Raw genomic sequence first — 21715 nt, forward strand, 5'->3', positions numbered from 1 at the left:
GTGGGCACACAGAAACAAATTGGGTTTCAGACCATTAAACAGCCTGACTCAGCGCGACGGGAATGATGCAGTCGCTGACAACCACTAAGGCCATCAGCAAGAGGAGATAGCCTTAGGAGTTGTTCCTGGATGACAGGGAATTGAGCCAGTATCTACTGGGTGTGTCCAAGGCGAATGTCCTCTTAGCGTAATCGTGCGCGCATGTTACGCCAGCAATAACTGTGGCGTCAACACGCAACGGAACGCTGAAGGGCATTAATTGACCTTCAACGTATAAGGCTAGCAGATTATTACAAAATAGTGATATTTTTCTGAAAGTTACACACTTTCCAGCTTAGCATAGGCTGCCACCAGCCATTTAATCCCCTGCCCCTGGAACGCCACCTGCAAACGGCTGTGCTCGCCGCTGCCTTCCAGATTCACGATGGTGCCTTCGCCAAACTTCGAGTGGCGCACGCGCTGGCCCAGCTTGTACCCGGTGTCGGTTTCAGAGATTGGCGACCCCATACGCTGATGGCTGACCGGACGGCTGATGCTGGCGCGCAGGCGCACCTCTTCCACGCACTCCTCCGGCAGTTCACCGATAAAGCGCGACGGACGGTGATACACCTCTTTCCCGTACAGGCGGCGGGTTTCGGCGTAGGTCAGGGTCAGCTTCTGCATCGCACGGGTCACGCCCACGTAGGCCAGACGACGCTCCTCTTCCAGACGCCCGCCTTCATCCAGCGACATCTGGCTCGGGAACATCCCCTCTTCCATCCCGACGATGAACACCTGCGGGAACTCCAGACCTTTCGCAGAGTGCAGGGTCATCAGCTGAACCGCATCCTGCCAGGTGTCCGCCTGCCCTTCACCCGCCTCAAGCGCGGCGTGAGAGAGGAATGCCTGCAACGGCATCAGGTCTTCGTCTTCTTCGTTGTAGCTGAACTGGCGCGTTGCCGTCACCAGTTCCTCTAAGTTCTCAATACGGGTCTGGCCCTTCTCACCTTTTTCCTGCTCGTACATGGTGCGCAGGCCGGAATCTTTGATCACCCGGTCGGTCTGGACGTGCAGCGGCATGTCGGCCGTTTCCTGCGCCAGCGCGTCGATTAACTCCAGGAAGCGCTGCAACGCGCTGGCGGCGCGTCCGGCGAGGGCTTTTTCCTGTAACAGCTCGCGGCACGCCTGCCACAACGTGAGCTGACGATCGCGCGAGGCCTGACGCACCACGTCCAGCGTACGGTCACCGATGCCGCGCGTCGGCGTGTTCACCACGCGCTCAAACGCCGCGTCGTCGTTACGGTTGGCAATCAGACGCAGATACGAGAGCGCATCTTTGATCTCCTGACGCTCGAAGAAGCGCATACCGCCATAAATGCGGTACGGCATGCTCACCTGCAACAGCGCCTCTTCCAGCACACGCGACTGGGCGTTGCTGCGATAGAGAATGGCGCACTGCTCCAGCGCGCCGCCGTTCTCCTGCCAGGTTTTAATGCGGTTCACCACGAAGCGCGCTTCGTCAAGCTCATTGAAGGCGCAGTAAATCGAAATCGGTTCGCCGTCGACGCCATCGGTCCACAGCTTTTTACCCAGGCGCCCGTTATTGTTCTCAATCAGGGCATTGGCCGCGCTCAGAATGTTGCTGGTTGAGCGGTAGTTCTGCTCCAGACGGATGGTTTGCGCGCCGGGGAAATCGTTGAGGAAGCGCTGGATGTTCTCTACCTGCGCGCCGCGCCAGCCGTAGATAGACTGGTCGTCATCGCCTACGATCATCACCTTGCCGGTATCCCCGGCCAGCAGGCGGATCCACGCGTACTGGATGTTGTTGGTATCCTGGAATTCGTCCACCAGGATGTTGGTGAAGCGTTCACGGTAGTGTTGCAGGATATGCGGTTTGTTCAGCCACAGCTCGTGGGCACGCAGCAGCAGCTCGGCGAAATCCACCAGACCGGCGCGATCGCACGCTTCCTGATAGGCCTTGTAGACGTTCTGCCAGGTCTGTTCGACTGGATTACCGAAGCTCTGGATATGATGTGGGCGCAGCCCTTCGTCTTTCTGACCGTTGATGTACCACATCGCCTGACGCGGCGGCCACTGCTTCTCGTCGAGGTTCATCGCCTTGATCAGGCGCTTCAGCAGGCGGAGCTGATCTTCGCTGTCGAGGATCTGGAAATCCTGCGGCAGGTTAGCGTCCATATGGTGCGCACGCAGCAGACGGTGCGCCAGGCCATGGAAGGTGCCAACCCACATGCCACCCTGGCTGGTGCCCATTAGCTGCGCGATACGGTGGCGCATCTCTGCCGCCGCCTTGTTGGTAAACGTCACCGCCATAATCGAGTACGGCGAACAGTTCTCCACGCTCTGTAGCCAGGCGATACGGTGAACGAGCACGCGCGTCTTACCACTGCCCGCTCCAGCCAGTACCAGCAGGTTTGTACGCGAGGCGGCAACCGCGTCACGCTGTTTATCATTAAGGCTGTCGAGCAGGTAAGAAACGTCCATTGGCACCGTCACGTCATGTCGGGCAGGCAAATGTTTCCATTCGCCAAAACCCTGTTAATTTATACAGAACAATTGATGATTATATCAGCGTCGTGAGGGATGCCAACCGTGAAATTTCCACGTGCGGCAGAAGACGGCTGTCCGGGGTGATCATCAGATCGGCGTTTTCCGGCTTGATCCAGCAGGCCTGCATGCCGCAGCGGATCGCCCCGGCGACGTCCGTGGTCAGGTCGTCGCCCACGTGCAGGATCTCACCGAGCGGCAAATCGAGTTTTTCCGCCGCCAGATGGTACATATCGTTGAACGGCTTCGAGCGACCGTGCGGACCCGCGCGCAATACGAACTGAAAATAGTTCCCCAGACCAAACAGTTCAGGCTGGGCGTTGCCGTTGGTGATGGCCACCAGCGGCCACTTTTCGGCGAGCTTTGCCAGCGTGTCGTGGGTCTCCTGCGGCACGTCGATCCGGCTGCGCCATTTGGCAAAGTTTTCCATAGCCGCTTCGGCTCCGGTGGCCGCATCCTGCGCGCTAAGGCCAGCATTGCGCATCGCCTGCTCAACCGCACGGCGGCGCCATTCGGTCACGTCATGATAAATGTCCGGTTCGGTTTCCCGCAGGGACTGACGCAGCTTCTGGAAGTCTTTGTTCTGCATCGTTTTCAGCGCAGGATGGTAGTTCTGCACAAACGCCAGCGACTCCTGCTCGGTACGCAGGATCACGGGACGGTTGTCGTAAAGAGTGTCATCAAGGTCAAACGTCAGGGCTGAGATCTGACCAAGTGGGCGGTAAAAACGCATTATTTCCCCCGTTTGGCGCGTGGATGCGCCGCGTCGTACACCGAGGCAAGGTGTTGGAAGTCTAAGTGGGTATAAATTTGAGTGGTCGACAGATTGGCGTGGCCAAGTAGCTCCTGTACGCCGCGCAGGTCGCCGCTTGATTCCAGCATGTGCGTCGCAAAGGAGTGGCGCAGCTTGTGCGGGTGAACGTGGCTGTTCAGCCCCTGTTTAATGCCCCATTCGGCAAAGCGTTTCTGCACGTTACGCGCCGAGATCCGCTTGCCGAGCTTCGATAAAAACAGCGCCTCCTCGTCGGTGCCAAACAGCCCGCGCAGGTCCAGCCAGTGCTCAATCCAGGAGACCGCGTTGCGGCCAATCGGCAGGCGGCGCTCTTTGCTGCCTTTGCCCATCACCCACACTTCACCTGTTTCCAGGTCGAGATGTTTTACGTCGAGATTGACCAGTTCAGACAGACGCAGCCCGGCACCGTACATCACTTCCAGCATTGCGCGGTCGCGCACGGCCAGCGGATCGTTAAGATCGATATCCAGCAGGCGGTTTACGTCGTCGACGTCGATATTTTTCGGCAGATGGCGCGGGGCCTTTGGCGTGGCGATACCTTTTGCCGGGTTGGCTTTCAGGTTGCCCTGGCTGACCAGCCAGTCGAAGAAACTGCGCAGCGCAGAAAGCCGGAGCGCCAGGCTCGCCGGGCTGAGATTTTTTTTACGGCTACGCACAACAAACCCGCGTACCGTAGCAGCGTCACATTGTTGCCAGCTTTTCAGGCCGATTTCATCGGCAATTTGCATGATGGCATCAAGCTGACGCTGATAGTTGAGTAGCGTAATGGGGCTGAGCTGGCGCTCAACGCCCAGATAGCGCAGAAAACGGGTGACGTCAGTGGCGAGCAGTCCGTCCGTCATACGCGTTCAATCCAGCGCTCCAGCAGCTCAGGCAGCATCAGGGCGATCTCCTGCAACAGTTGCGTGCCCTGCCCCTGTTCGTAATGATGCGCGTCGCGGCTGGTAAATAACATCACGCCCAGGTCACCATCGCGCCCCATCAGCGACATTGCCACTGAGCCAATCGCTTTGGCTTCCGGCAGCACCACCAGCAGTTCTGGCCCGTTAAGCGGCCCCAGATAGTGGTGCTCATGGCCCAGACGCTGAATGCGCAGCGGCTCAAATGCCTGACGGCTCAGCGCCAGATGGGTAAAACCGGACGGCGCGCCAATGCGCCAGCGGTCAGGGAACAGACGGATCGTTGCCCCCGCCAGCCCCAGCTCGCGCGCCCAGCGGTGGAAGCGGTTGAGGAACTCGTCGAGACTGTGTGCGGAAGCCAGACGCGCCTGGAGGTGCAGAAGGCGGTAGAACAGGCTTTCGTTATTGCTGGCCTGCTCCATCAGCAGCGTCATGTTCTCTTCGAGCTGATGGATGTGGTTGCGCGAGCGCGCCATGTGCCATTCCACCAGCGACACGGTCTCGCGAACCGGATGCGGCACGCGCATCCGTTCGACGACGCGTGCATTGCGGATAAAAAACTCAGGATTGTGCAGCAGGTAATCCACAACAGCGCTGTCGTCCAGCTCCGTTACGACTTCCCGCAGTTCTTCCCCTGGTTGCTTCATAGATGGATAAACCCGTCATAAACATGTGTCGCCGGGCCAGTCATATACAGTGGATGGCCCGCTCCTTTCCAGGCGATATCGAGACGCCCGCCCGGTAATTCCACGCGAACCTCTTCTGCCAGTAACCCCTGCGAGATACCGACGGCCACCGCCGCACAGGCGCCGCTTCCGCAGGCCTGGGTTTCGCCCGCGCCGCGCTCGTACACCCGCAGGCGAATGTGTTCACGCTTCACCACCTGCATAAAGCCGATGTTCGCCCGCTCCGGGAATCGCTCGTGGCTTTCCAGCACCGGGCCGAGCGTTTCGACCGCCGCGGTTTGCACATCATCCACCTGAATCACGCAGTGCGGGTTTCCCATTGAGACGACGCCGCACAATACTGTCTGCTCGGCGGCACGCATAATATAGGTCTTTTCCGCTTTGTTTGCGCGAAACGGCACGGCAGAAGGCTCGAAGTTCGGTTCGCCCATGTTCACGCGTACCAGTTCGTCGTCAGTGACGCTGAGCACCATCCGGCCATTGGCGGTGCTGACGCGGATATCGCGCTTGTTGGTCAGCCCTTTCAGCCGAACAAAGCGGGCAAAACAGCGTGCGCCGTTGCCGCACTGGGAAACTTCGCTGCCGTCGGCGTTAAAAATGCGATAGTGAAAGTCCAGGTCAGGATCGTAAGGCGGCTCCACCACCAGTAGCTGGTCAAACCCCACGCCCACGTGTCGATCCGCCAGACGACGGATCAGTTCCGGGGAGAAAAAGACATTCTGCGTTACCGCGTCGACGACCATAAAGTCGTTGCCAAGGCCATGCATTTTAGAGAACTGCATCATTTGCTCCATTGCGCGGGTACAGAACGTAATTGTCAGAGATTGACCTGAGTCGGGCCGCCGTTATTGCCGCGATCGTTGGTATCCGGCGTAGATGACTCGATACCACTTTGCACCGGTTTTGTCGGCGGTGGTGCGTTTTTATCCTCTGGCGGGAAGTAAAGTGGTCCCTTCAGTCCACAGCCGGTCAGGCTAAACAGAGTGACAAGAACGGCAAGCGTTCGGAAGACGTTTTTCATGTAGAGGTTGCCCGTAAGTTCAAATCTGTTTCTATCATCGCAGGAGAAGACACAAAAGCAAGAGTTTGCCGCTTTCCTGCAACGGGAATTATTTAGCGTTATACTGCCGCCATCACGAAAAACAGGAATAAAACCATGAACGACAGTGAATTTCATCGCCTTGCCGATACCCTGTGGATGACCATCGAAGAGCGTATCGACGACTGGGACGGCGACAGCGATATCGATTGTGAAATCAACGGCGGGATCCTGACCTTAAGCTTCGAAAACGGCAGCAAGATTATTATTAACCGTCAGGAGCCGCTTCACCAGGTGTGGCTGGCGGCGAAACAGGGCGGTTATCACTTTGATCTGAAAGGTGATGAGTGGGTCTGCGATCGCAGCGGCGAAACGTTCTGGGATCTGCTGGAGCAGGCGGCGACGGCGCAGGCGGGCGAGGCAGTGAGTTTCAGGTAGTTTCGTTGCCCGGTGGCGGCTACGCCTTACCGGGCCTACAACGGCTCTAACCGTAGGCCGGGTAAGCGTTAGCACCACCCGGCGAAAAGCCTCAGGAGAAATACTGCTGCAACAGCGGCGCGGTATCCTGGTTAGCAGGCGCCACAGGGGTAATCGCCTGCGTACGGAACGGGATCACCTGCGCTCGCCCATCTACGTTCACTATCTGGTAGAACTGCGGCAGGTTGAAGTTGATAAAGCTTGAGCCGTAGGTAAAGCGATCGTGCGAGGACGAATAGAAGCGGCTGACGTCGCGTACCAGCTCCTCTTTACTGCCCTCACAGTGGTGATACACCTCGGCGCGGTTAGTTTCATCCAGAATGTAGATGTTAAACCCGGCGTTATCGCCCGACTCTTCGAAGAAGAACTGAATAATCCCTTCACTCGCAAAGCCATCCACTACCTGCGGCAGTTTGACGTGGTTGGTTTCCACCTGAACGGACAGGCCATGCAGTTTGTTGTGTGAAATCGCGCCGTAGAATTCAATGGCGTTTTCCAGTTTTTGTACCGACACATTCAGGCGCTCAAAGAACAGGCCCCAGGTCTGCCCGGAGACGCGCAGCGCTTTAAAGCGCCCGGTTTCCTGACGGGTGCTGGAGAGACGCAGTTCGATGCACTCAGACACCAGCTGCTGCACGCGGGTACGAATCAGGCCGCGCAGGTGCTGGCTGTAGCAGAACACCTCCACGCTGTCCGGCGGCGCGGCGTCCTGGTGCATCTTGCCGAGGATCGTTTTCAGCGCCTCGATCATCGCCTGCTCGCCGTTAAAGTGCAGGGTACGCACTTCGTTCCACGAGTTGCGGTACAGCAGGTCAACGCTGCCCACCAGGCAGTTTTGCTGCTCACCGAAGCTAAAGACGTCCAGCTTGCGGAAGTCAAAATGGACCACCTGATTGCGGAAGGCCGCCGTCGGGTCGTATTCCAGGTTGACGATGATCGCCAGATGGCGAATCTCACACGGGCTGTAGAGCGCTTTTGGCGTTGGCGCAGGCAGACGCAGCGGGAAGTGGTGCGAGACATCCGCCACCATCTCCTGCAACTTGGCTAAATCGACCACCTCGTTGCCTTTGATAAACAACCGGGTGCGTGAGGTAAGAAGACCGTTAAACCACGCCCAGGCCACCAGCTTGTTCAGATAGCGGTTATATTCCAGCGGCTGATGGCTGATGATCGAATCCATGCTTGGCGCGCGGTTGTACAGATACCACCCGGTGCGGTTTGCACGGCCCGGCGGCACGTAGATAAAGGTCAGATTCGGTTCAGACAGGTCTGGCGAAATCTGCGGGTTCACCAGGGTCACTTTGCCCGGCAGCGCTTCAAAGGCAGCGTACAGTTTACGGGTCAGCACCCCGATATCCTGTGGGCTGGCCGAAACGCTGAGATTGTTACGACGCGCAAAGCGGATCAGGTTACGGTAGCTCTGCATCATCGCATCGAGCAGCTCGTTGTGCGCCTCACGCACCTGATCGATCTTCCAGTTGGCGCGGTTGTCGAGCATGGCGAGACGCTCTTCGTCCCATCCCCACTCTTTGACTAACTGGCTAACCACTTCACGACGCCAGCCCACGCAGGCGCGTTCGCGGCTCAGTTTTTCACAGACTTTGAGATAGAAACATCGACGCACCAGGTCAAGACGCGTGGCGTCCTCAATGGCTGTCAGGTATTCGGTAACGCGTTCCAGCATCATGCAGTAGGCATCAAGCCCGTAGGAGACGATCTCCCCGTCGTGCAGGCGCTGTTTAATATCTTTTGCCAGCAGGCGCGGCGTAGGGTATTCCCAGGAGTAGGCTTCCAGCAGCAGGGTTTTCAGCACCGCTTTGTACGGGGAATCAATGCTCTTGTACAGCTGCCAGAGGCTTGCGCCAAAGTACTCTTCGGCGGACAGGGAGCTTAAGCCGCCCAGGTCCAGCCACTCGTTTGGCGTCAGAACGCCCTGCGAGTAAAGCGACATGACGTAATCGTCATAATTCTCTTCTTCATCGCACGGCACCATATTCCACAGAATACGCTTCCCGGCCAGGCGAACGGCAGTACGGTAAAACTCATCCAGCAACAGAATGTGCTGAGTCGAGCCGCAGTCTTCACCACCCAGACTGCCGCTTTCGTTATGGCGGAAACGGTTTTCATCAATCAGGAAGAAACTCACTTCCACACCAAGCGATGCCGCCCAGCTCTCCAGCAGGCTGCATTTACGCTGCAACAGCTGGCGCTCTTCATTGTCGAGCCAGGACTGATGGCAGACCCAGATATCCAGGTCAGAAGAACAGCTCTGCCCTACCGATGAGGTGCTCCCCATCGAGTAAACCCCGGTAATCGGCAGCTCACCTTTCGGCGAGACCTGCGGCGGCATACCCCGGTAGAGTTCAAGTTCAGTCAGATAATGCTGTTGGGTTTCATCAGGCGTGAAGAGGCAAATGCCCTGGGGAACGTTACCATCGAGGTAACCCGGCATTAGCGGATGGTGATAGTGCAACAATGTCGGCAGTAGACTGTATACCTGCTGGAAAGCAGGGCCCATGGCAGCAAGCGCGCGATCGACACGCAATTGATTGATGGCATCCAGTCTCTGTTTCAGAGTCTCAATATAGAGGTACAAGACGTATCGCCTGATGTTTCCGGGTGTCGCATGCCAGTCAGAACACAAAAAGCAGCGGACCCGCAGTATTTCAAAAAGATAACCGTTACCCTTTTTCGCCTTTTGCTTTTCTGGTGGTACAGACGAAAAAATGGTCTAAAACGTGATCAATTTAACACCTTGCCGGTTGACCGTAAAGAAAGATGCGCTACATACAAGTGTAGCACCGTTCTGTACATGTAAATTCCTGAATACGGCGATGGCTGACGAGTACGCCGCCCTGTCCCTCTCACGCTTCATCAACCGTAAAACTGCCATCCGAGTGTCAACAATGTTAGGATGGTTAGCGATTGATAATGACGGTAACAAGCATGTTAGACAATGTTTTGAGAATTGCCACACGCCAAAGTCCTCTTGCGCTCTGGCAGGCACATTATGTTAAGCAGCGCCTGGAAGCCTGCCACACCGGATTGCGCGTTGAGCTGGTGCCAATGGTCACGCGTGGCGATGTCATTCTTGATACGCCGCTGGCCAAAGTGGGCGGAAAGGGTCTGTTTGTCAAAGAGCTGGAACTGGCATTGCTTGAGAACCGCGCCGATATCGCCGTGCATTCGATGAAGGATGTGCCCGTTGAGTTCCCGGAAGGGCTGGGGCTGGTGACCATCTGCGAGCGCGAGGATCCGCGCGATGCGTTTGTCTCTAATCGCTATGACTCGCTCGATGCGTTGCCAGCAGGCAGCGTGGTTGGCACGTCCAGTTTACGCCGCCAGTGTCAGCTGGCTGAACGTCGCCCGGATCTGGTGATTCGTTCGCTGCGCGGGAACGTCGGTACACGCCTTGGCAAGCTGGATAACGGCGATTACGATGCCATTATTCTTGCGGTTGCGGGCCTGAAACGCCTGGGACTGGAAGAGCGCATCCGCGTGGCGTTGCCGCCGGAGCTGTCGCTGCCCGCCGTCGGTCAGGGTGCCGTTGGCATTGAGTGTCGTCTGGATGATGCGCGCACTCAGGCACTGCTGGCACCGCTGAATCATGACGATACCGCCGTTCGCGTAAAAGCCGAGCGTGCGATGAATACTCGCCTCGAAGGAGGCTGTCAGGTGCCAATTGGCAGCTATGCTGAATTAACTGGCGATGAGCTGTGGCTGCGTGCGCTGGTTGGCGCGCCGGACGGCTCGCAGATGGTGCGCGGTGAACGTCGCGGCAAGCCGCAAGATGCCGAGGCGCTTGGCGTATCGCTGGCGGAAGAGCTGCTGAATAACGGCGCGCGTGAAATTCTGGCCGAGGTCTATAACGGAGAGCCCCCTGCATGAGCATACTTGTCACCCGCCCTTCTCCCGCAGGAGAGCAGTTAGTGAGCAGTCTGCGCGCACTGGGGCAGGTGGCCTGGAGTTTTCCACTGATTGAATTCTCCCCCGGTCGCGAGCTGCCTACGCTCGCTGACCAGATGCGTCTCTTGCAGGAAGGCGATCTGCTCTTTGCGCTGTCGCAGCATGCCGTGGAGTTTGCCCATGCGCAGCTGCAACAACAGGGCGTTACCTGGCCTCACGCCCCCCGCTATTTCGCCATCGGGCGCACCACGGCGCTGGCCTTACATACCGCGAGCGGAATCGATGTTCGTTACCCGTTAGATCGGGAAATCAGCGAAGTCTTGCTACAATTACCTGAATTACAAACTATTGCCGGAAAGCGTGCGCTCATTTTGCGCGGCAACGGTGGCCGTGAATTGCTGGGCGAAACGCTGCGGGAACGCGGCGCTGACGTGACGTTTGTGGAGTGTTATCAGCGCTGTGCGAAACACTACGATGGTGCGGAAGAGGCCATGCGCTGGCACGCGCGCGGCATTAATACGCTGGTGGTCACCAGCGGTGAAATGTTACAACAGCTTTGGTCGCTGATACCGCTCTGGTATCGCGAAAACTGGTTACTCCGCTGTCGGCTGCTGGTCGTCAGCGAGCGTCTGGCGAACCACGCCCGGGAACTGGGCTGGCAGGATATTCGGATCGCTGATAACGCCGACAACGATGCGCTGCTGCGCGCATTACAATAACTCTCAAATGGGAAGCCATAATGACGGAACACGAAAAATCCTCCGCCGTGGTTGAAGAGACCAGGGAGACTGTGGACACCACGTCACAGCCAGAGACGACAGACACAACCGTTGAGAAGAAAAACGGCAGCAACAAAACCAGCCTCACGCTGAGCGTGATTGCCATCGCGATTGCGCTGGCCGCAGGCGTGGGTCTCTACGGACTGGTGAAGAAACAAGGCACCAACCAGACGGCCACCAGCGACGCGCTGGTTAACCAAATCACTGCCCTTCAGAAAGCGCAGGAGACGCAAAAAGCGGAGCTGGAAGGCGTGATTAAACAGCAGGCCGCCGCTCTCGCCGACGCGAACAGCAAACGTGAAGAGTTGACCAAACAGCTGAGCGAAGTGCAGGAGAAAGTCGCCACGATTTCGGGGACCGATGCCAAAACCTGGCTGCTCTCACAGGCCGATTTTCTGGTGAAACTGGCCGGGCGCAAGCTCTGGAGCGACCAGGATGTCACCACCGCGGCCGCGCTGCTGAAAAGTGCCGACGCAAGCCTGGCGGACATGAACGATCCGAGCCTGATCAATGCTCGTCGCGCTATTACGGAAGATATCGCCAGCCTGTCTGCGGTTTCTCAGGTCGATTACGACGGTATCATCCTTAAGGTGAATCAGCTCTCCAACCAGATTGATAACCTTCAGCTGGCCGATAACAACGACGATGACTCCCCGATGGATTCCGACGGCACCGAGTTGTCCAGCTCCCTGAGTGAATGGCGTATCAACCTGCAAAAGAGCTGGCAGAACTTTATGGACAGCTTTATTACCATCCGCCGCCGCGATGAAACTGCCGTGCCGCTGCTGGCGCCGAACCAGGACGTCTATCTGCGCGAAAACATTCGCTCCCGCCTGCTGGTGGCTGCCCAGGCCGTACCGCGTCACCAGGAAGAGACCTACAAACAGGCGCTGGATAACGTTTCAACCTGGGTACGTGCTTACTACGATACCAATGACGCAACCACGACCGCGTTCCTTGAAGATATCGACAAGCTGAGCCAGCAAAACATCACCATGAACGTGCCGGACAAGCTGGAAAGCCAGCCGATTCTGGAGAAAATCATGCAGACGCGCGTGCGTAACCTGCTGGCCCAGCCGGGCGTTCCGGCAGAGCGTCCGGCTGAAGCACCTGCCGCCGCGCCAGCGCCTGAAAGCGCGCCGCAAGGAGAGTAATGATGCTAAAAGTCTTCTTACTCTTCATCCTGCTGATCGCCGGGATTGTGCTGGGGCCGATGCTTGCGGGTCACCAGGGTTACGTATTGATCCAGACCGATAACTACAACATCGAAACCAGCGTGACAGGGCTGGTGATTATCCTGATCCTGGGTGTGGTCGTCCTGCTGGCCGTGGAGTGGCTCCTGCGTCGTATTTTCCGCACCGGCGTACATACGCGCGGCTGGTTCGTTGGTCGTAAGCGCCGTCGCGCCCGTAAGCAGACCGAGCAGGCGCTGCTGAAGCTGGCGGAAGGCGACTATCAGCAGGTTGAAAAGCTGATGTCGAAAAATGCCGACCATGCAGAACAGCCGGTTGTTAACTACCTGCTGGCCGCTGAGGCGGCGCAACAGCGAGGCGATGAGGCCCGCGCCAATCAGCATCTTGAACGCGCGTCTGAGCTTTCTACTAAAGATCCGATTCCGGTTGAGATCACCCGCGTTCGTCTGCAACTGGCGCGGAATGAAAACCATGCGGCACGTCACGGCGTTGACCGTCTGCTGGAAATTACCCCTCGTCATCCGGAAGTGCTGCGCCTTGCTGAACAGGCATACATCCGCACCGGAGCATGGGGATCGCTGCTGGACATTATCCCTTCCATGGCGAAAGCCGACGTGGGCGATGATGAACACCGTGATGAACTTCAGCGTCTGGCGTGGATTGGCCTGATGGATCAGGCGCGTGCCGATCTCGGCAGCGACGGCCTGAAAACCTGGTGGAAAAACCAGAGCCGCAAAACGCGCCAGCAGGTCCCTCTCCAGGTGGCGATGGCAGAACATCTGATTGAGTGTGACGACCATGACACCGCGCAGGAGATCCTCCTCGACGGTCTCAAGCGACAGTATGATGACCGCCTGGTGATGGTCATCCCGCGTCTGAAAACCAACAATCCGGAACAAATTGAAAAAGCACTGCGCCAGCAGATCAAAACCGTGGGCGATCGTCCACTGCTGTGGAGTACGCTGGGCCAGTCTCTGATGAAACACGGCGAGTGGCAGGAGGCGAGTCTCGCCTTCCGCGCCGCGCTGAAGCAACGCCCGGACGCATTTGATTACGCCTGGCTTGCTGATTCGCTGGACAAGCAGCACAAGCCGGAAGAGGCCGCAGCCATGCGCCGGGATGGGCTGTTATTGACGTTGCAAAATAACGGAACGCAGCAGTAATTAACAGGAGGCCAGATGGCCTCCTTTTTTACGCCCATAAAAAAACGCCTGCTATAAAAGCAGGCGTTAAAACAGGTCTGTAAGACAACATATTTGGTGCTTCACTCAACGTTGTGTCCATGGTGTCTGATGAGGCCGAAGCGACATCTGTCAGTGGACGATAAGCACCGTAAACGGCTCTGCGTCATTCCTGAGTTTATGAGGCCTAAGGCGAACATAAGAGATGGAATGAGCATCTACACATATATTATTGCACGTAATGTGCCAGGTTTACACGCAGAACTTTTACATCGCGCAACATTTTAAGATAAAAGGAAATTATGCTGTTAAGAGCCGTCTTACGCCATACAACATCGCGCTGAAGGCGGTGATCTGTCGTCACCAGGAGACAGGTTAAGCGATAAAATAATAAATCATTTAATATTATGGACTTATATGTCGCTGAATCGCGACAAGGATGTAGAGTGTTGTCGGGGAAGGGCTACAGAATGAAAAAGCGCAGAAAACAAAAAACCCCGCCGAAGCGGGGTTCAAAATTGGTCGGCGAGAGAGGATTCGAACCTCCGACCCACTGGTCCCAAACCAGTTGCGCTACCAAGCTGCGCTACTCGCCGATGTACTGCTTTTTTGAATTTTTAGTTCAATTCATTAAAAGTCGTGGTGCGAGGGGGGGGACTTGAACCCCCACGTCCGTAAGAACACTAACACCTGAAGCTAGCGCGTCTACCAATTCCGCCACCTTCGCAATTCACAACTCTTTCAATAATGGGGTGGCTAATGGGATTCGAACCCACGACAACTGGAATCACAATCCAGGGCTCTACCAACTGAGCTATAGCCACCACTGTATTCTTTCACGCGGTTCTGACTACTTCTCAGACCACCGCAGCTCTAGCGCCGGGACTAAAATGGCGCGCCCGACAGGATTCGAACCTGAGACCTCTGCCTCCGGAGGGCAGCGCTCTATCCAGCTGAGCTACGGGCGCTTAGCGCCGTTGCGGGGCTGGATATTACGTACCTCCGCCCCCGCTGTCTAGTGCTTTTTTGAAAAAAATGCGCGTTTGGTTATGGTTTGCACATTTTGCCGCTTATTCCTCCACTTTATGGGCGGAGCCACGGCGACCCAGGCCAAAAAGTTTATAGGCAGCTGTCACGGCAGCCAGGAAGATCATCCCGACAAACAGCGACATGCGGGTATCTTCATTAAAGTACATTCCAATTAATACGCAAATCAGGAACGCCATCGTCAAATAGTTCGCATACGGGAACAGAATGGAGCGGAACGGATGGCTGGCGATCGCTTTTTTGTGCGCCTGCCGGAAACGCAGCTGGCTAATCAAAATCACAAACCACGGTACCATCCCCGGCAGCACGCTGGCGCTATAGACATAAACAAACACGCGCTGCGGATTCGGGATGATGTAGTTCAGGCAAGAGCCGATCAGCAGAATGGCAATTGACACCGCCACGCCCGCCACCGGCACACCCACGCGGGAGACTTTTCCCATCACTGCCGGTAACTGTCTGTTTTGCGCGAGGGCGTAAAGCATGCGTCCGCAGCTGTACATCCCGCTGTTACAGCCGGAGAGCGCTGCCGTCAGCACCACAAAGTTGATAATGGCGGCCGCCGCCGTGATGCCAATCTTCGCGAAGGTTAAGACAAACGGGCTGCCGGTGGTGCCGATCTCGTTCCATGGGAAAATGGTCACGATAACGAAGATAGCGCCCACATAGAAAATCAGGATACGCCACAGCACCTTGCCTACCGCGCTACGCAGCGTGACCTGCGGGTTTTTCGCCTCACCTGCGGTAATGCCGATCAGCTCAACGCCCTGATAGGAGGCGACAACAATACAGAGCGCCGTCAGGAAGCCTTTCCAGCCGCCAGCAAAGAAGCCGCCGTGCCCGGTCAGGTTGCCAAAACCAATCGCGTGCCCGCCGTTACCGAAACCAAAGAAGATGACACCCAGACCCACAACAATCATTACGATAATGGTGGTGACTTTGATCATCGCAAACCAGAACTCGATTTCACCGTAAAGTCGAACAGCGGCAAGGTTCGCCAGCGCCACCAGCCCTACGGCGATAAGCGCGGGTATCCACTGGGCCATCTCCGGGAACCAGAACTGCACATAGACCCCGATGGCGGTAATCTCCGAAATTCCGACGGCCATCCACATAAACCAGTACGACCAGGCCGTGAGATAGCCAAAGAACGGGCTCATATAACGGTGGGCGTAGACGGCGAAAGAGCCTGTTACCGGCTCCAGAAACAGCATTTCGCCCATGGAGCGCATGATGAAGAAGACGAACAGTCCGGCGATAATATACGCCAGCAGGACGGAAGGCCCCGCCCATTTCAGCGTGCTTGCCGAGCCCATAAACAGGCCAACGCCGATAGTCCCGCCCAGCGCGATCAATTCAATATGTCGAGCTTCCAGCCCACGCTGAAGCTCCGGTTTTTTCTCTGCCATAATTCCTCGGTTGTGTTTGCTGTTTCCCGACTTGTTGCCGGGTATTATTTTTGAGGGGTACTGAAATACGGAGCGAATGGTTTCTTAAATTCTGGCAAATGGCAAACAATGCATTAAAAAAATGAATGCATTGAACATAAAGTCAGCAGTTTTGCAGGGGGCGTTGCAGCGCGAACAGCAGATCGCGCTGCGTATTGATTACAATTTCCCGGTGTAGTGCCAGGCGAGGTAGCGCAGCAGACGAATCTGTCGTTTGATTCGTGTCGGTTGAGAGAGCAGGCGGTACAGCCACTCCAGCCCCAGGTTTTGCCAGACCCTGGGCGCACGCTTAACGTGGCCGGTAAAGACGTCGTAAGTGCCGCCAACGCCCATATAGAGCGCATCCGGGCTGACCCGGCGGCAGTCCCGCATCAGAATCTCCTGGCGCGGCGACCCCATGGCGACAGTGACAATTTTCGCGCCGCTGTCGCGCACGCGTTCATATAACCCCTGGCGATCTTCCGGCCTGAAATAGCCATCCTGACTGCCCACGATGTTAACATTCCACTGGCTACGCAGCTTTTGTTCGGTCTGCGCCAGCACCTCTGGCTTGCCGCCGATCAGAAATACCGGCGTGCCTTCAGCGCCTGCGCGTTCCATAAGCCGCTCCCAAAGGTCAGCCCCCGCCACGCGAGACACATTAGCGTCAGGAAACTTTTTACGAATTGAACGCACGACGCTAATACCGTCTGCGTATTTAAACTCCGCGGCCTCAATCAGGCTTTTCACTTCCGCATTATCTTCAACCGCCAGCATCTTTTCTGCGTTGATGGCCACCAGCGTGCCCGATTTCATCTGCCCGTCCGCGAACAGAAAATCCAGCGCGTGTTGCATGTCACGCCAGCCAATAAGCTGTAGCCCACGCAGCGCATAACGCGGGGCTGAAGTTGTATCCGTCATGATAATCCCTACTCATACTTGCGACAGCGATGTGCTGCCCTGTGGCTCACGTCTGTGCACAAGCCCTGCACTGTCAAACAACCAGTACAGCAGTTTTGCCAGCAGCAGACAGAGACCGAAAACGACCATAAAGAACACCACGCGTGAGACAAACGAATCCAGCCCCTCGCGTGCCAGAACGATCATATTGAAAATGGCACCAAAACAGAAACTGTGCAAAACAGCGGCTTTGTAGCGGTTGGTCTCTTCGTTACCCAGCGTGTACAGCCAGTCGAACCATTTTATGATCAGCCCGACCGCGATCGCGCCAGGCAGGATAAACCACGTTCCGCCCATCACCACCAGCGAGCCAATCAGCGTTGGGGAAATCGCCAGACCCGAATGGTTGTTCAGCACTTCCCAGGTGAAGTAGTTCGCCGTGTTCAGGACGATGCCGGGACGATCAGGCCACAGCCACGTCGGTATAAAGACATAGAAATCGCGAACAATCGGCGCCAGCCCCTGGAACTCGATCTTGTCGTAGTTTTGCAGCAGTAATGCCAGATTTTCCCACGGAGAGAAGGTATCGCGCGTCAGATACAGGAAGGTGTAAAACGCTTCGTCACCGGCCACGTTCAGCCCGTAGCGCTTCAGCGCCAGCCAGAACATCCCCACGATGCCAAAGACCCCTGCCGCCGCCAGCATCCACAGTGAGATCCAGCCACGAATGATGCCGATAAACAGGAAAATCGCGAAGGCGATAATGATATTGGCGCGGGTCCCGCCGACGATCATGTAGGTCAGAATGCCAAATGCGACGGTGCTGACCAGGAAGAACAGCCAGGCTTTGCTGTCCTGACGCAGGAAGAAGACCACCAGCATCGCCGGAATGAAGAAATAGAAGAAACGTTTGAGCGCGACGCCGGAAACTTCGGCGGAGAAAATCTGGCTATAGGACTGCAACTTAAAGAGTAAAAAGCCGTTATGCATGAAGAAAATCGCCACGCTGACGAGGGCGATGGTCATCAGCATCACCCACGTCAGATGGGTTTCTACCCGGTTCATGGTAAACAGCGGACGGCGGGGTGCAGTGTCTTTCGCCGCGCGCAGGCGCGTTTTATAGGTGACGTAGTACACCGCGTAGAAGCAGGTCGCAGAGAGCAGCGCCTGCAACAAGATGTCCGGCGGAGCGACGCCAACATCAAAGCGGAACACGAGGATGCTGGTCAGCGGGAAGCCAAAGAAAAAGGTCAGCAAAAACAGCAGCGAGAAGAATACGTTGAAGTTAAAACGTACGCGCCGGAACTCAAACCAGGTGAGCGTGGCGATAAACAGCGTGCTCAGCAGCCAGACCACCAGCAAGCCGCTAAATTGCAACTGGCTCATGCGTTGTCTCCTGAAGCAATACGCAGCGCGCGGTGCCACGGCGTGAGGTAGTTCGGGCTGAAAAAGTCGATGCTATTTTTATCCACCAGCGTGAGCTGACGCTGCGCTTCCCGTACCACCTCGACATTAAGCGTGTCAGAGGTAAACAGCACCGGAATATGCTGTTCGGCCATGTCCTGCCAGAACGGGTTTTCGCGGTTGAGCACGCACGGTACGCCCGCCTGAATCAGCAGACACAGCGTACCAATCCCCTGTTGACGGGCGAAGATGAAATAGCCCAAATCGCATTTTCGCAGCAGCGCGAGATAGTCATCAAATTCCAGCTTATCGCTAAGAATGTGCAGGTTTTCCGCGCTGAACAGCGCAAGCCCCTGCTGGCGAACCTCGTCGATGTAGGCGTCGTTATTGGCGGGATAGCCCATCGGCACCACCACGTTCACCGTGTCGCCAAACTGCTGATGCACCGCCCGCAGCGCCGCGACATGCTCGTTACTGCGATCGCCGGAATTTCCCACCAGGATGGTCAGTTTGCCCTCACGAACCGCGTCATTCGCCAGGGTGTTCAGCGCCGGATCCATACGGGTTGGGAAATAGAGCAGCTCACCGCGAACCTTCGGGTGCTGTTTAGCAAAATAGGTGAGATCGCCACGGGTAGCAAAAACGCAGCCCACGCGCGCCTGCGCCAGACGACGCAGCGGATAGAAAAGACGAAATTTCCAGCCACGGGAGACTTCGTAGAGATCCGCTCCCCAGATATGCCAGCTGAACTGGGAAGGTTTTATCCCGCCGCTTAACAGCGCCAGCCACAGGCCGGTATTGAACTGTCCGTGGAAGAAGAAACGCTGGCTTCGGTCCGCTTTGGCTTTCGCGACAACGGCTTTGGTCAGGGCCGCTTTGTCTGGCCAGAAAGTGATGTGCAATGCCGGACACGCCGCGCTCAGGCCGTTATCGCGTCCAACGACCATGAACTCGCGCGCATCGGGCGTACCGGATGCCAGCTCATCGTTGAAAAACCGCAGTACGGTCTGGTTATGATGCGGGATATCCGATCCCAGTATGTGTATCAGTGCAGTCATGCGCGTTTACGCCAAAGTAAAAATACGCCGCAACAGGCAGCGAAATAAACGATATAAGTTGCCATATAGGCCTGAGCCGCCCCCAGCGCACCGTGGGTGGGGATCAGCCAGTGAGAAAATGCCGTCAGCAGCGCAAACTGGCTAATCTCTGCCAGGATATACAACCGCAGCGACGCCTTCGCAATCACCAGATAGCCGAAAACGTATGCCCCCACTTTCAGCACATCGCCGACCAGTTGCCAGGCAAACAGATCGCGCATGGCGGTAAACTTCGCCGAAAACAGCAGCCAGATAGCGACATCGCGCAGTAACCAGACGGTAAAGCTGGCAACCGCAACCGCCGGCAACACAAAACGCAGGGAGCGAAAAATCTCGCGTGTAATATCCTGCCTGGAAGTCAGGCGCGATAAGGTTGGCAGCAAATAGACGCTAAAGGAAGCCGTAATAAATTGGAGGTAGGCATCTGAAATGCTGCTCACGCCCTGCCAAATCCCCACTTCATCCCAGCTGTAATGCGCTGCCAGCAGGTTTCGCATCATCACGTAAGCAACCGGAATGGTGATGGACGTAATGAGTGCCATCAGCGTAAATTTCGCGAGCTGGCCCGCCAGCATCTTGTCCCACTGCGGTTTAAGATAACTCAGCGGAACATCGCCCCTGCGGATCATCATAAACGCCGCCGGAATGACAACGAGTGCAGGCACCAGCGCCAGCCCCAGCAGCGCGCCTTCATAGCCGCCGAGACGATAGCAAACGTAATAGGCGATAACGCCGATAATGCTGCCGAGGATCAGCGCCAGCGCATTCCCCGCGGCATCACGGAAGCCTTTCATTAACGCCAGCAGCAGGTTCGCCCAGGCGATCCCCATCTGAACGAGCGCCACCAGGCGCACCAGCCCCTGATAGTGCGTGTGTCCGAACAGTCCCTGGCTAACAGGTGCCGCCGCCAGCAAAAAGACGAAGGCCAGCAACGTAGAGAAGCCCAGCACCATAGCAGAAGACGTACCCACCACCGTGCGGAGCTTTTCGGCATCGTCATGATGCTGCGCGACGTATTTGGTGACGCCATTGAATATCCCGGCCCCCGCCAGCACGCCAAGCACCGTGACCAGCTGGCGGAAATTCCCTGCCAGCCCAACGCCTGACGGACCAAATGAGACGGCCAGCAGCTTGACGACCAGTAACCCGGCGCCAATTTTTACAAGCGTGGACGCTGCCGTCCACACCGACGCTTTTGCCAGAGACATATCAGGCGAAATAACTCAGAAGCGAATTGATCACCGTACGCTGGTTCACCGGCGCGAGGTTGTAGAACAGGGGCAGGCGAAGCAGACGTTCGCTCTCTTTGGTGGTGTAGCGGTCTTCACCGGCAAACATCCCGAAGGCTTCGCCAGCCGGGCTGGAGTGCAGCGGAATGTAGTGGAATACCGCCATAATTTCCGCCTCTTTCAGCCAGGCAATCAGCTTGCTGCGATCGTCGTTATCGCGCAGTTTGATATAGAACATATGGGCATTGTGGACACAATCTGCCGGAAGGGTCGGCAGTTCAATACGTCCGGCTTTTGCCAGCGGCTCCAGCGCGTCGTAGTAGGTTTGCCACAGGGAGAGGCGTTGCAGATTGATGCGCTCTGCCGCTTCCAGCTGCGCCCAGAGATACGCCGCCTGCAAATCCGCCATCAGGTAGCTTGAACCGATATCGCGCCAGGTGTACTTATCTACCTGACCGCGGAAGAACTGGCTGCGGTTGGTCCCTTTTTCACGGATCACTTCCGCACGCTCCACCAGGGCACGATCGTTAATCAGCGTCGCGCCGCCTTCGCCGCCAGCGGTGTAGTTTTTGGTTTCATGGAAGCTGAAGCAGCCGATGTGGCCGATGGTGCCCAGCGCACGTCCTTTGTAGGTGGACATCACGCCCTGCGCGGCGTCTTCCACCACAAACAGGTTGTGCTTATTAGCGATGGCCATGATGGTGTCCATTTCACAGGCCACGCCCGCGTAATGCACCGGCACAATCGCCCGCGTTTTGTCGGTGATCGCCGCTTCAATCAACGTTTCGTCGATGTTCATGGTATCCGGACGGATATCCACAAACACGATTTTCGCCCCGCGCAGGACAAACGCATTCGCCGTAGAGACGAAGGTGTAGCTCGGCATGATCACTTCATCGCCGGGCTGGATATCCAGCAGCAGCGCCGCCATCTCCAGCGATGCGGTACAGGACGGCGTCAGCAGCACCTTGGCACTGTTAAAACGTTGCTCCATCCACTGCTGGCAGCGGCGGGTAAAACCACCGTCGCCACAGAGTTTGCCGCTGCCCATAGCAGACTGCATGTAATCAAGTTCGGTGCCCACGACGGGAGGCGCGTTAAATGGAATCATCTT

Annotated in this window: 19 protein-coding genes and 4 tRNA genes; 5 read left to right on the forward strand and 18 right to left on the reverse strand. The window is 56.7% G+C overall.

Annotated elements, in window-relative coordinates; genetic code table 11:
• Positions 1–112 precede the first annotated feature (112 nt).
• The 7 genes from ysgD to lptM form a co-directional block, all read right to left on the reverse strand.
• Entirely contained in the window at positions 113–169 is a 57-nt protein-coding gene (gene ysgD / locus BH712_RS25150) for a YsgD/CorL family protein (protein ID WP_212743980.1), read from the reverse strand.
• 149 nt (positions 170–318) lie between these two features.
• Positions 319–2481, reverse strand: a complete 2163-nt coding sequence (gene uvrD, locus BH712_RS13560; RefSeq protein ID WP_017383586.1) for a DNA helicase II — start codon at positions 2479–2481, stop codon at positions 319–321.
• 79 nt (positions 2482–2560) lie between these two features.
• Positions 2561–3277, reverse strand: a complete 717-nt coding sequence (yigB, locus tag BH712_RS13565; protein ID WP_006812369.1) for a 5-amino-6-(5-phospho-D-ribitylamino)uracil phosphatase YigB — start codon at positions 3275–3277, stop codon at positions 2561–2563.
• The gene (xerC, locus tag BH712_RS13570; protein WP_006812370.1) at positions 3277–4179 is read right to left on the reverse strand and encodes a tyrosine recombinase XerC; all 903 of its coding nucleotides are present in this window, start codon (positions 4177–4179) and stop codon (positions 3277–3279) included. The genes yigB and xerC overlap by 1 nt, the downstream gene beginning before the upstream one ends.
• Positions 4176–4883, reverse strand: coding sequence for a DUF484 domain-containing protein (locus tag BH712_RS13575; protein ID WP_006812371.1), 708 nt, complete (start codon positions 4881–4883; stop codon positions 4176–4178). Before BH712_RS13575 ends, xerC begins: the two co-directional genes overlap by 4 nt.
• A complete protein-coding gene (gene dapF / locus BH712_RS13580; protein WP_022646661.1) occupies positions 4880–5704 on the reverse strand; it encodes a diaminopimelate epimerase in 825 nt (274 codons plus the stop codon). The genes BH712_RS13575 and dapF overlap by 4 nt, the downstream gene beginning before the upstream one ends.
• Positions 5705–5739: 35 nt before the next feature.
• Entirely contained in the window at positions 5740–5943 is a 204-nt protein-coding gene (lptM, locus tag BH712_RS13585) for an LPS translocon maturation chaperone LptM (protein ID WP_006812373.1), read from the reverse strand.
• Between the two features lie 135 nt (positions 5944–6078).
• On the opposite strand from lptM, the gene cyaY reads away from it, so the two are divergent.
• On the forward strand, positions 6079–6399 hold the full coding sequence (gene cyaY, locus BH712_RS13590) for an iron donor protein CyaY (protein ID WP_006812374.1): 321 nt from the start codon (positions 6079–6081) through the stop codon (positions 6397–6399).
• 91 nt (positions 6400–6490) lie between these two features.
• Here the strand turns inward: cyaY and cyaA are convergent, their stop codons facing one another.
• A complete protein-coding gene (cyaA, locus tag BH712_RS13595) occupies positions 6491–9034 on the reverse strand; it encodes a class I adenylate cyclase (protein ID WP_006812375.1) in 2544 nt (847 codons plus the stop codon).
• 350 nt (positions 9035–9384) lie between these two features.
• Between cyaA and hemC the strand changes: the two genes are divergently transcribed.
• The 4 genes from hemC to hemY are packed head-to-tail and all read left to right on the forward strand — an operon-like array spanning position 9385 to position 13479.
• Positions 9385–10326, forward strand: coding sequence for a hydroxymethylbilane synthase (gene hemC / locus BH712_RS13605; protein ID WP_032674164.1), 942 nt, complete (start codon positions 9385–9387; stop codon positions 10324–10326).
• On the forward strand, positions 10323–11063 hold the full coding sequence (hemD, locus tag BH712_RS13610; protein WP_006812378.1) for a uroporphyrinogen-III synthase: 741 nt from the start codon (positions 10323–10325) through the stop codon (positions 11061–11063). The genes hemC and hemD overlap by 4 nt, the downstream gene beginning before the upstream one ends.
• A 20-nt stretch (positions 11064–11083) precedes the next feature.
• Positions 11084–12277: a uroporphyrinogen-III C-methyltransferase gene (hemX, locus tag BH712_RS13615; protein WP_006812379.1), complete on the forward strand. Its 1194-nt coding sequence runs from the start codon at positions 11084–11086 to the stop codon at positions 12275–12277.
• Positions 12278–12279: 2 nt separating this feature from the next.
• Positions 12280–13479: a protoheme IX biogenesis protein HemY gene (gene hemY, locus BH712_RS13620; protein ID WP_026080629.1), complete on the forward strand. Its 1200-nt coding sequence runs from the start codon at positions 12280–12282 to the stop codon at positions 13477–13479.
• 537 nt (positions 13480–14016) lie between these two features.
• Here hemY and BH712_RS13625 read toward each other — a convergent pair.
• The 10 genes from BH712_RS13625 to rffA all read right to left on the reverse strand — a co-directional run bounded on the left by BH712_RS13625 (position 14017) and on the right by rffA (position 21712).
• Positions 14017–14093, reverse strand: a tRNA-Pro gene (locus BH712_RS13625).
• Positions 14094–14137: 44 nt separating this feature from the next.
• Positions 14138–14224 (reverse strand) — tRNA-Leu (locus BH712_RS13630).
• Positions 14225–14245: 21 nt separating this feature from the next.
• A tRNA-His gene (locus BH712_RS13635) sits at positions 14246–14321 on the reverse strand.
• A gap of 67 nt (positions 14322–14388) precedes the next feature.
• Positions 14389–14465, reverse strand: a tRNA-Arg gene (locus BH712_RS13640).
• Positions 14466–14567: 102 nt separating this feature from the next.
• Entirely contained in the window at positions 14568–15953 is a 1386-nt protein-coding gene (gene thrP, locus BH712_RS13645; RefSeq protein ID WP_006812382.1) for a bifunctional threonine/serine APC transporter ThrP, read from the reverse strand.
• A gap of 198 nt (positions 15954–16151) precedes the next feature.
• Complete coding sequence (gene wecG / locus BH712_RS13650; protein ID WP_006812383.1) at positions 16152–16892, reverse strand: lipopolysaccharide N-acetylmannosaminouronosyltransferase; 741 nt, start codon at positions 16890–16892, stop codon at positions 16152–16154.
• 12 nt (positions 16893–16904) lie between these two features.
• A complete protein-coding gene (wzyE, locus tag BH712_RS13655) occupies positions 16905–18257 on the reverse strand; it encodes an ECA oligosaccharide polymerase (protein WP_006812384.1) in 1353 nt (450 codons plus the stop codon).
• On the reverse strand, positions 18254–19333 hold the full coding sequence (locus BH712_RS13660; RefSeq protein ID WP_006812385.1) for a TDP-N-acetylfucosamine:lipid II N-acetylfucosaminyltransferase: 1080 nt from the start codon (positions 19331–19333) through the stop codon (positions 18254–18256). The genes wzyE and BH712_RS13660 overlap by 4 nt, the downstream gene beginning before the upstream one ends.
• A complete protein-coding gene (wzxE, locus tag BH712_RS13665) occupies positions 19330–20580 on the reverse strand; it encodes a lipid III flippase WzxE (RefSeq protein WP_006812386.1) in 1251 nt (416 codons plus the stop codon). Before wzxE ends, BH712_RS13660 begins: the two co-directional genes overlap by 4 nt.
• 1 nt (position 20581) lies before the next feature.
• Positions 20582–21712: a dTDP-4-amino-4,6-dideoxygalactose transaminase gene (gene rffA / locus BH712_RS13670; RefSeq protein WP_006812387.1), complete on the reverse strand. Its 1131-nt coding sequence runs from the start codon at positions 21710–21712 to the stop codon at positions 20582–20584.
• Positions 21713–21715: the final 3 nt, after the last annotated feature.

Origin of the sequence: Enterobacter hormaechei ATCC 49162, from assembly GCF_001875655.1 — a bacterium.
Taxonomy (GTDB): Bacteria; Pseudomonadota; Gammaproteobacteria; order Enterobacterales; family Enterobacteriaceae; genus Enterobacter; species Enterobacter hormaechei.

Excerpts from the sequence above, each read along its gene's own strand:
- uvrD (WP_017383586.1), bottom strand. The coding sequence starts at position 2,481 with ATGGACGTTTCTTACCTGCTCGACAGCCTTAATGATAAACAGCGTGAC.
- yigB (WP_006812369.1), bottom strand. The coding sequence starts at position 3,277 with ATGCGTTTTTACCGCCCACTTGGTCAGATCTCAGCCCTGACGTTTGAC.
- xerC (WP_006812370.1), bottom strand. The coding sequence starts at position 4,179 with ATGACGGACGGACTGCTCGCCACTGACGTCACCCGTTTTCTGCGCTAT.
- BH712_RS13575 (WP_006812371.1), bottom strand. The coding sequence starts at position 4,883 with ATGAAGCAACCAGGGGAAGAACTGCGGGAAGTCGTAACGGAGCTGGAC.
- dapF (WP_022646661.1), bottom strand. The coding sequence starts at position 5,704 with ATGCAGTTCTCTAAAATGCATGGCCTTGGCAACGACTTTATGGTCGTC.
- lptM (WP_006812373.1), bottom strand. The coding sequence starts at position 5,943 with ATGAAAAACGTCTTCCGAACGCTTGCCGTTCTTGTCACTCTGTTTAGC.
- cyaY (WP_006812374.1), top strand. The coding sequence starts at position 6,079 with ATGAACGACAGTGAATTTCATCGCCTTGCCGATACCCTGTGGATGACC.
- hemC (WP_032674164.1), top strand. The coding sequence starts at position 9,385 with ATGTTAGACAATGTTTTGAGAATTGCCACACGCCAAAGTCCTCTTGCG.
- hemD (WP_006812378.1), top strand. The coding sequence starts at position 10,323 with ATGAGCATACTTGTCACCCGCCCTTCTCCCGCAGGAGAGCAGTTAGTG.
- hemX (WP_006812379.1), top strand. The coding sequence starts at position 11,084 with ATGACGGAACACGAAAAATCCTCCGCCGTGGTTGAAGAGACCAGGGAG.
- hemY (WP_026080629.1), top strand. The coding sequence starts at position 12,280 with ATGCTAAAAGTCTTCTTACTCTTCATCCTGCTGATCGCCGGGATTGTG.
- thrP (WP_006812382.1), bottom strand. The coding sequence starts at position 15,953 with ATGGCAGAGAAAAAACCGGAGCTTCAGCGTGGGCTGGAAGCTCGACAT.
- wecG (WP_006812383.1), bottom strand. The coding sequence starts at position 16,892 with ATGACGGATACAACTTCAGCCCCGCGTTATGCGCTGCGTGGGCTACAG.
- wzyE (WP_006812384.1), bottom strand. The coding sequence starts at position 18,257 with ATGAGCCAGTTGCAATTTAGCGGCTTGCTGGTGGTCTGGCTGCTGAGC.
- BH712_RS13660 (WP_006812385.1), bottom strand. The coding sequence starts at position 19,333 with ATGACTGCACTGATACACATACTGGGATCGGATATCCCGCATCATAAC.
- wzxE (WP_006812386.1), bottom strand. The coding sequence starts at position 20,580 with ATGTCTCTGGCAAAAGCGTCGGTGTGGACGGCAGCGTCCACGCTTGTA.
- rffA (WP_006812387.1), bottom strand. The coding sequence starts at position 21,712 with ATGATTCCATTTAACGCGCCTCCCGTCGTGGGCACCGAACTTGATTAC.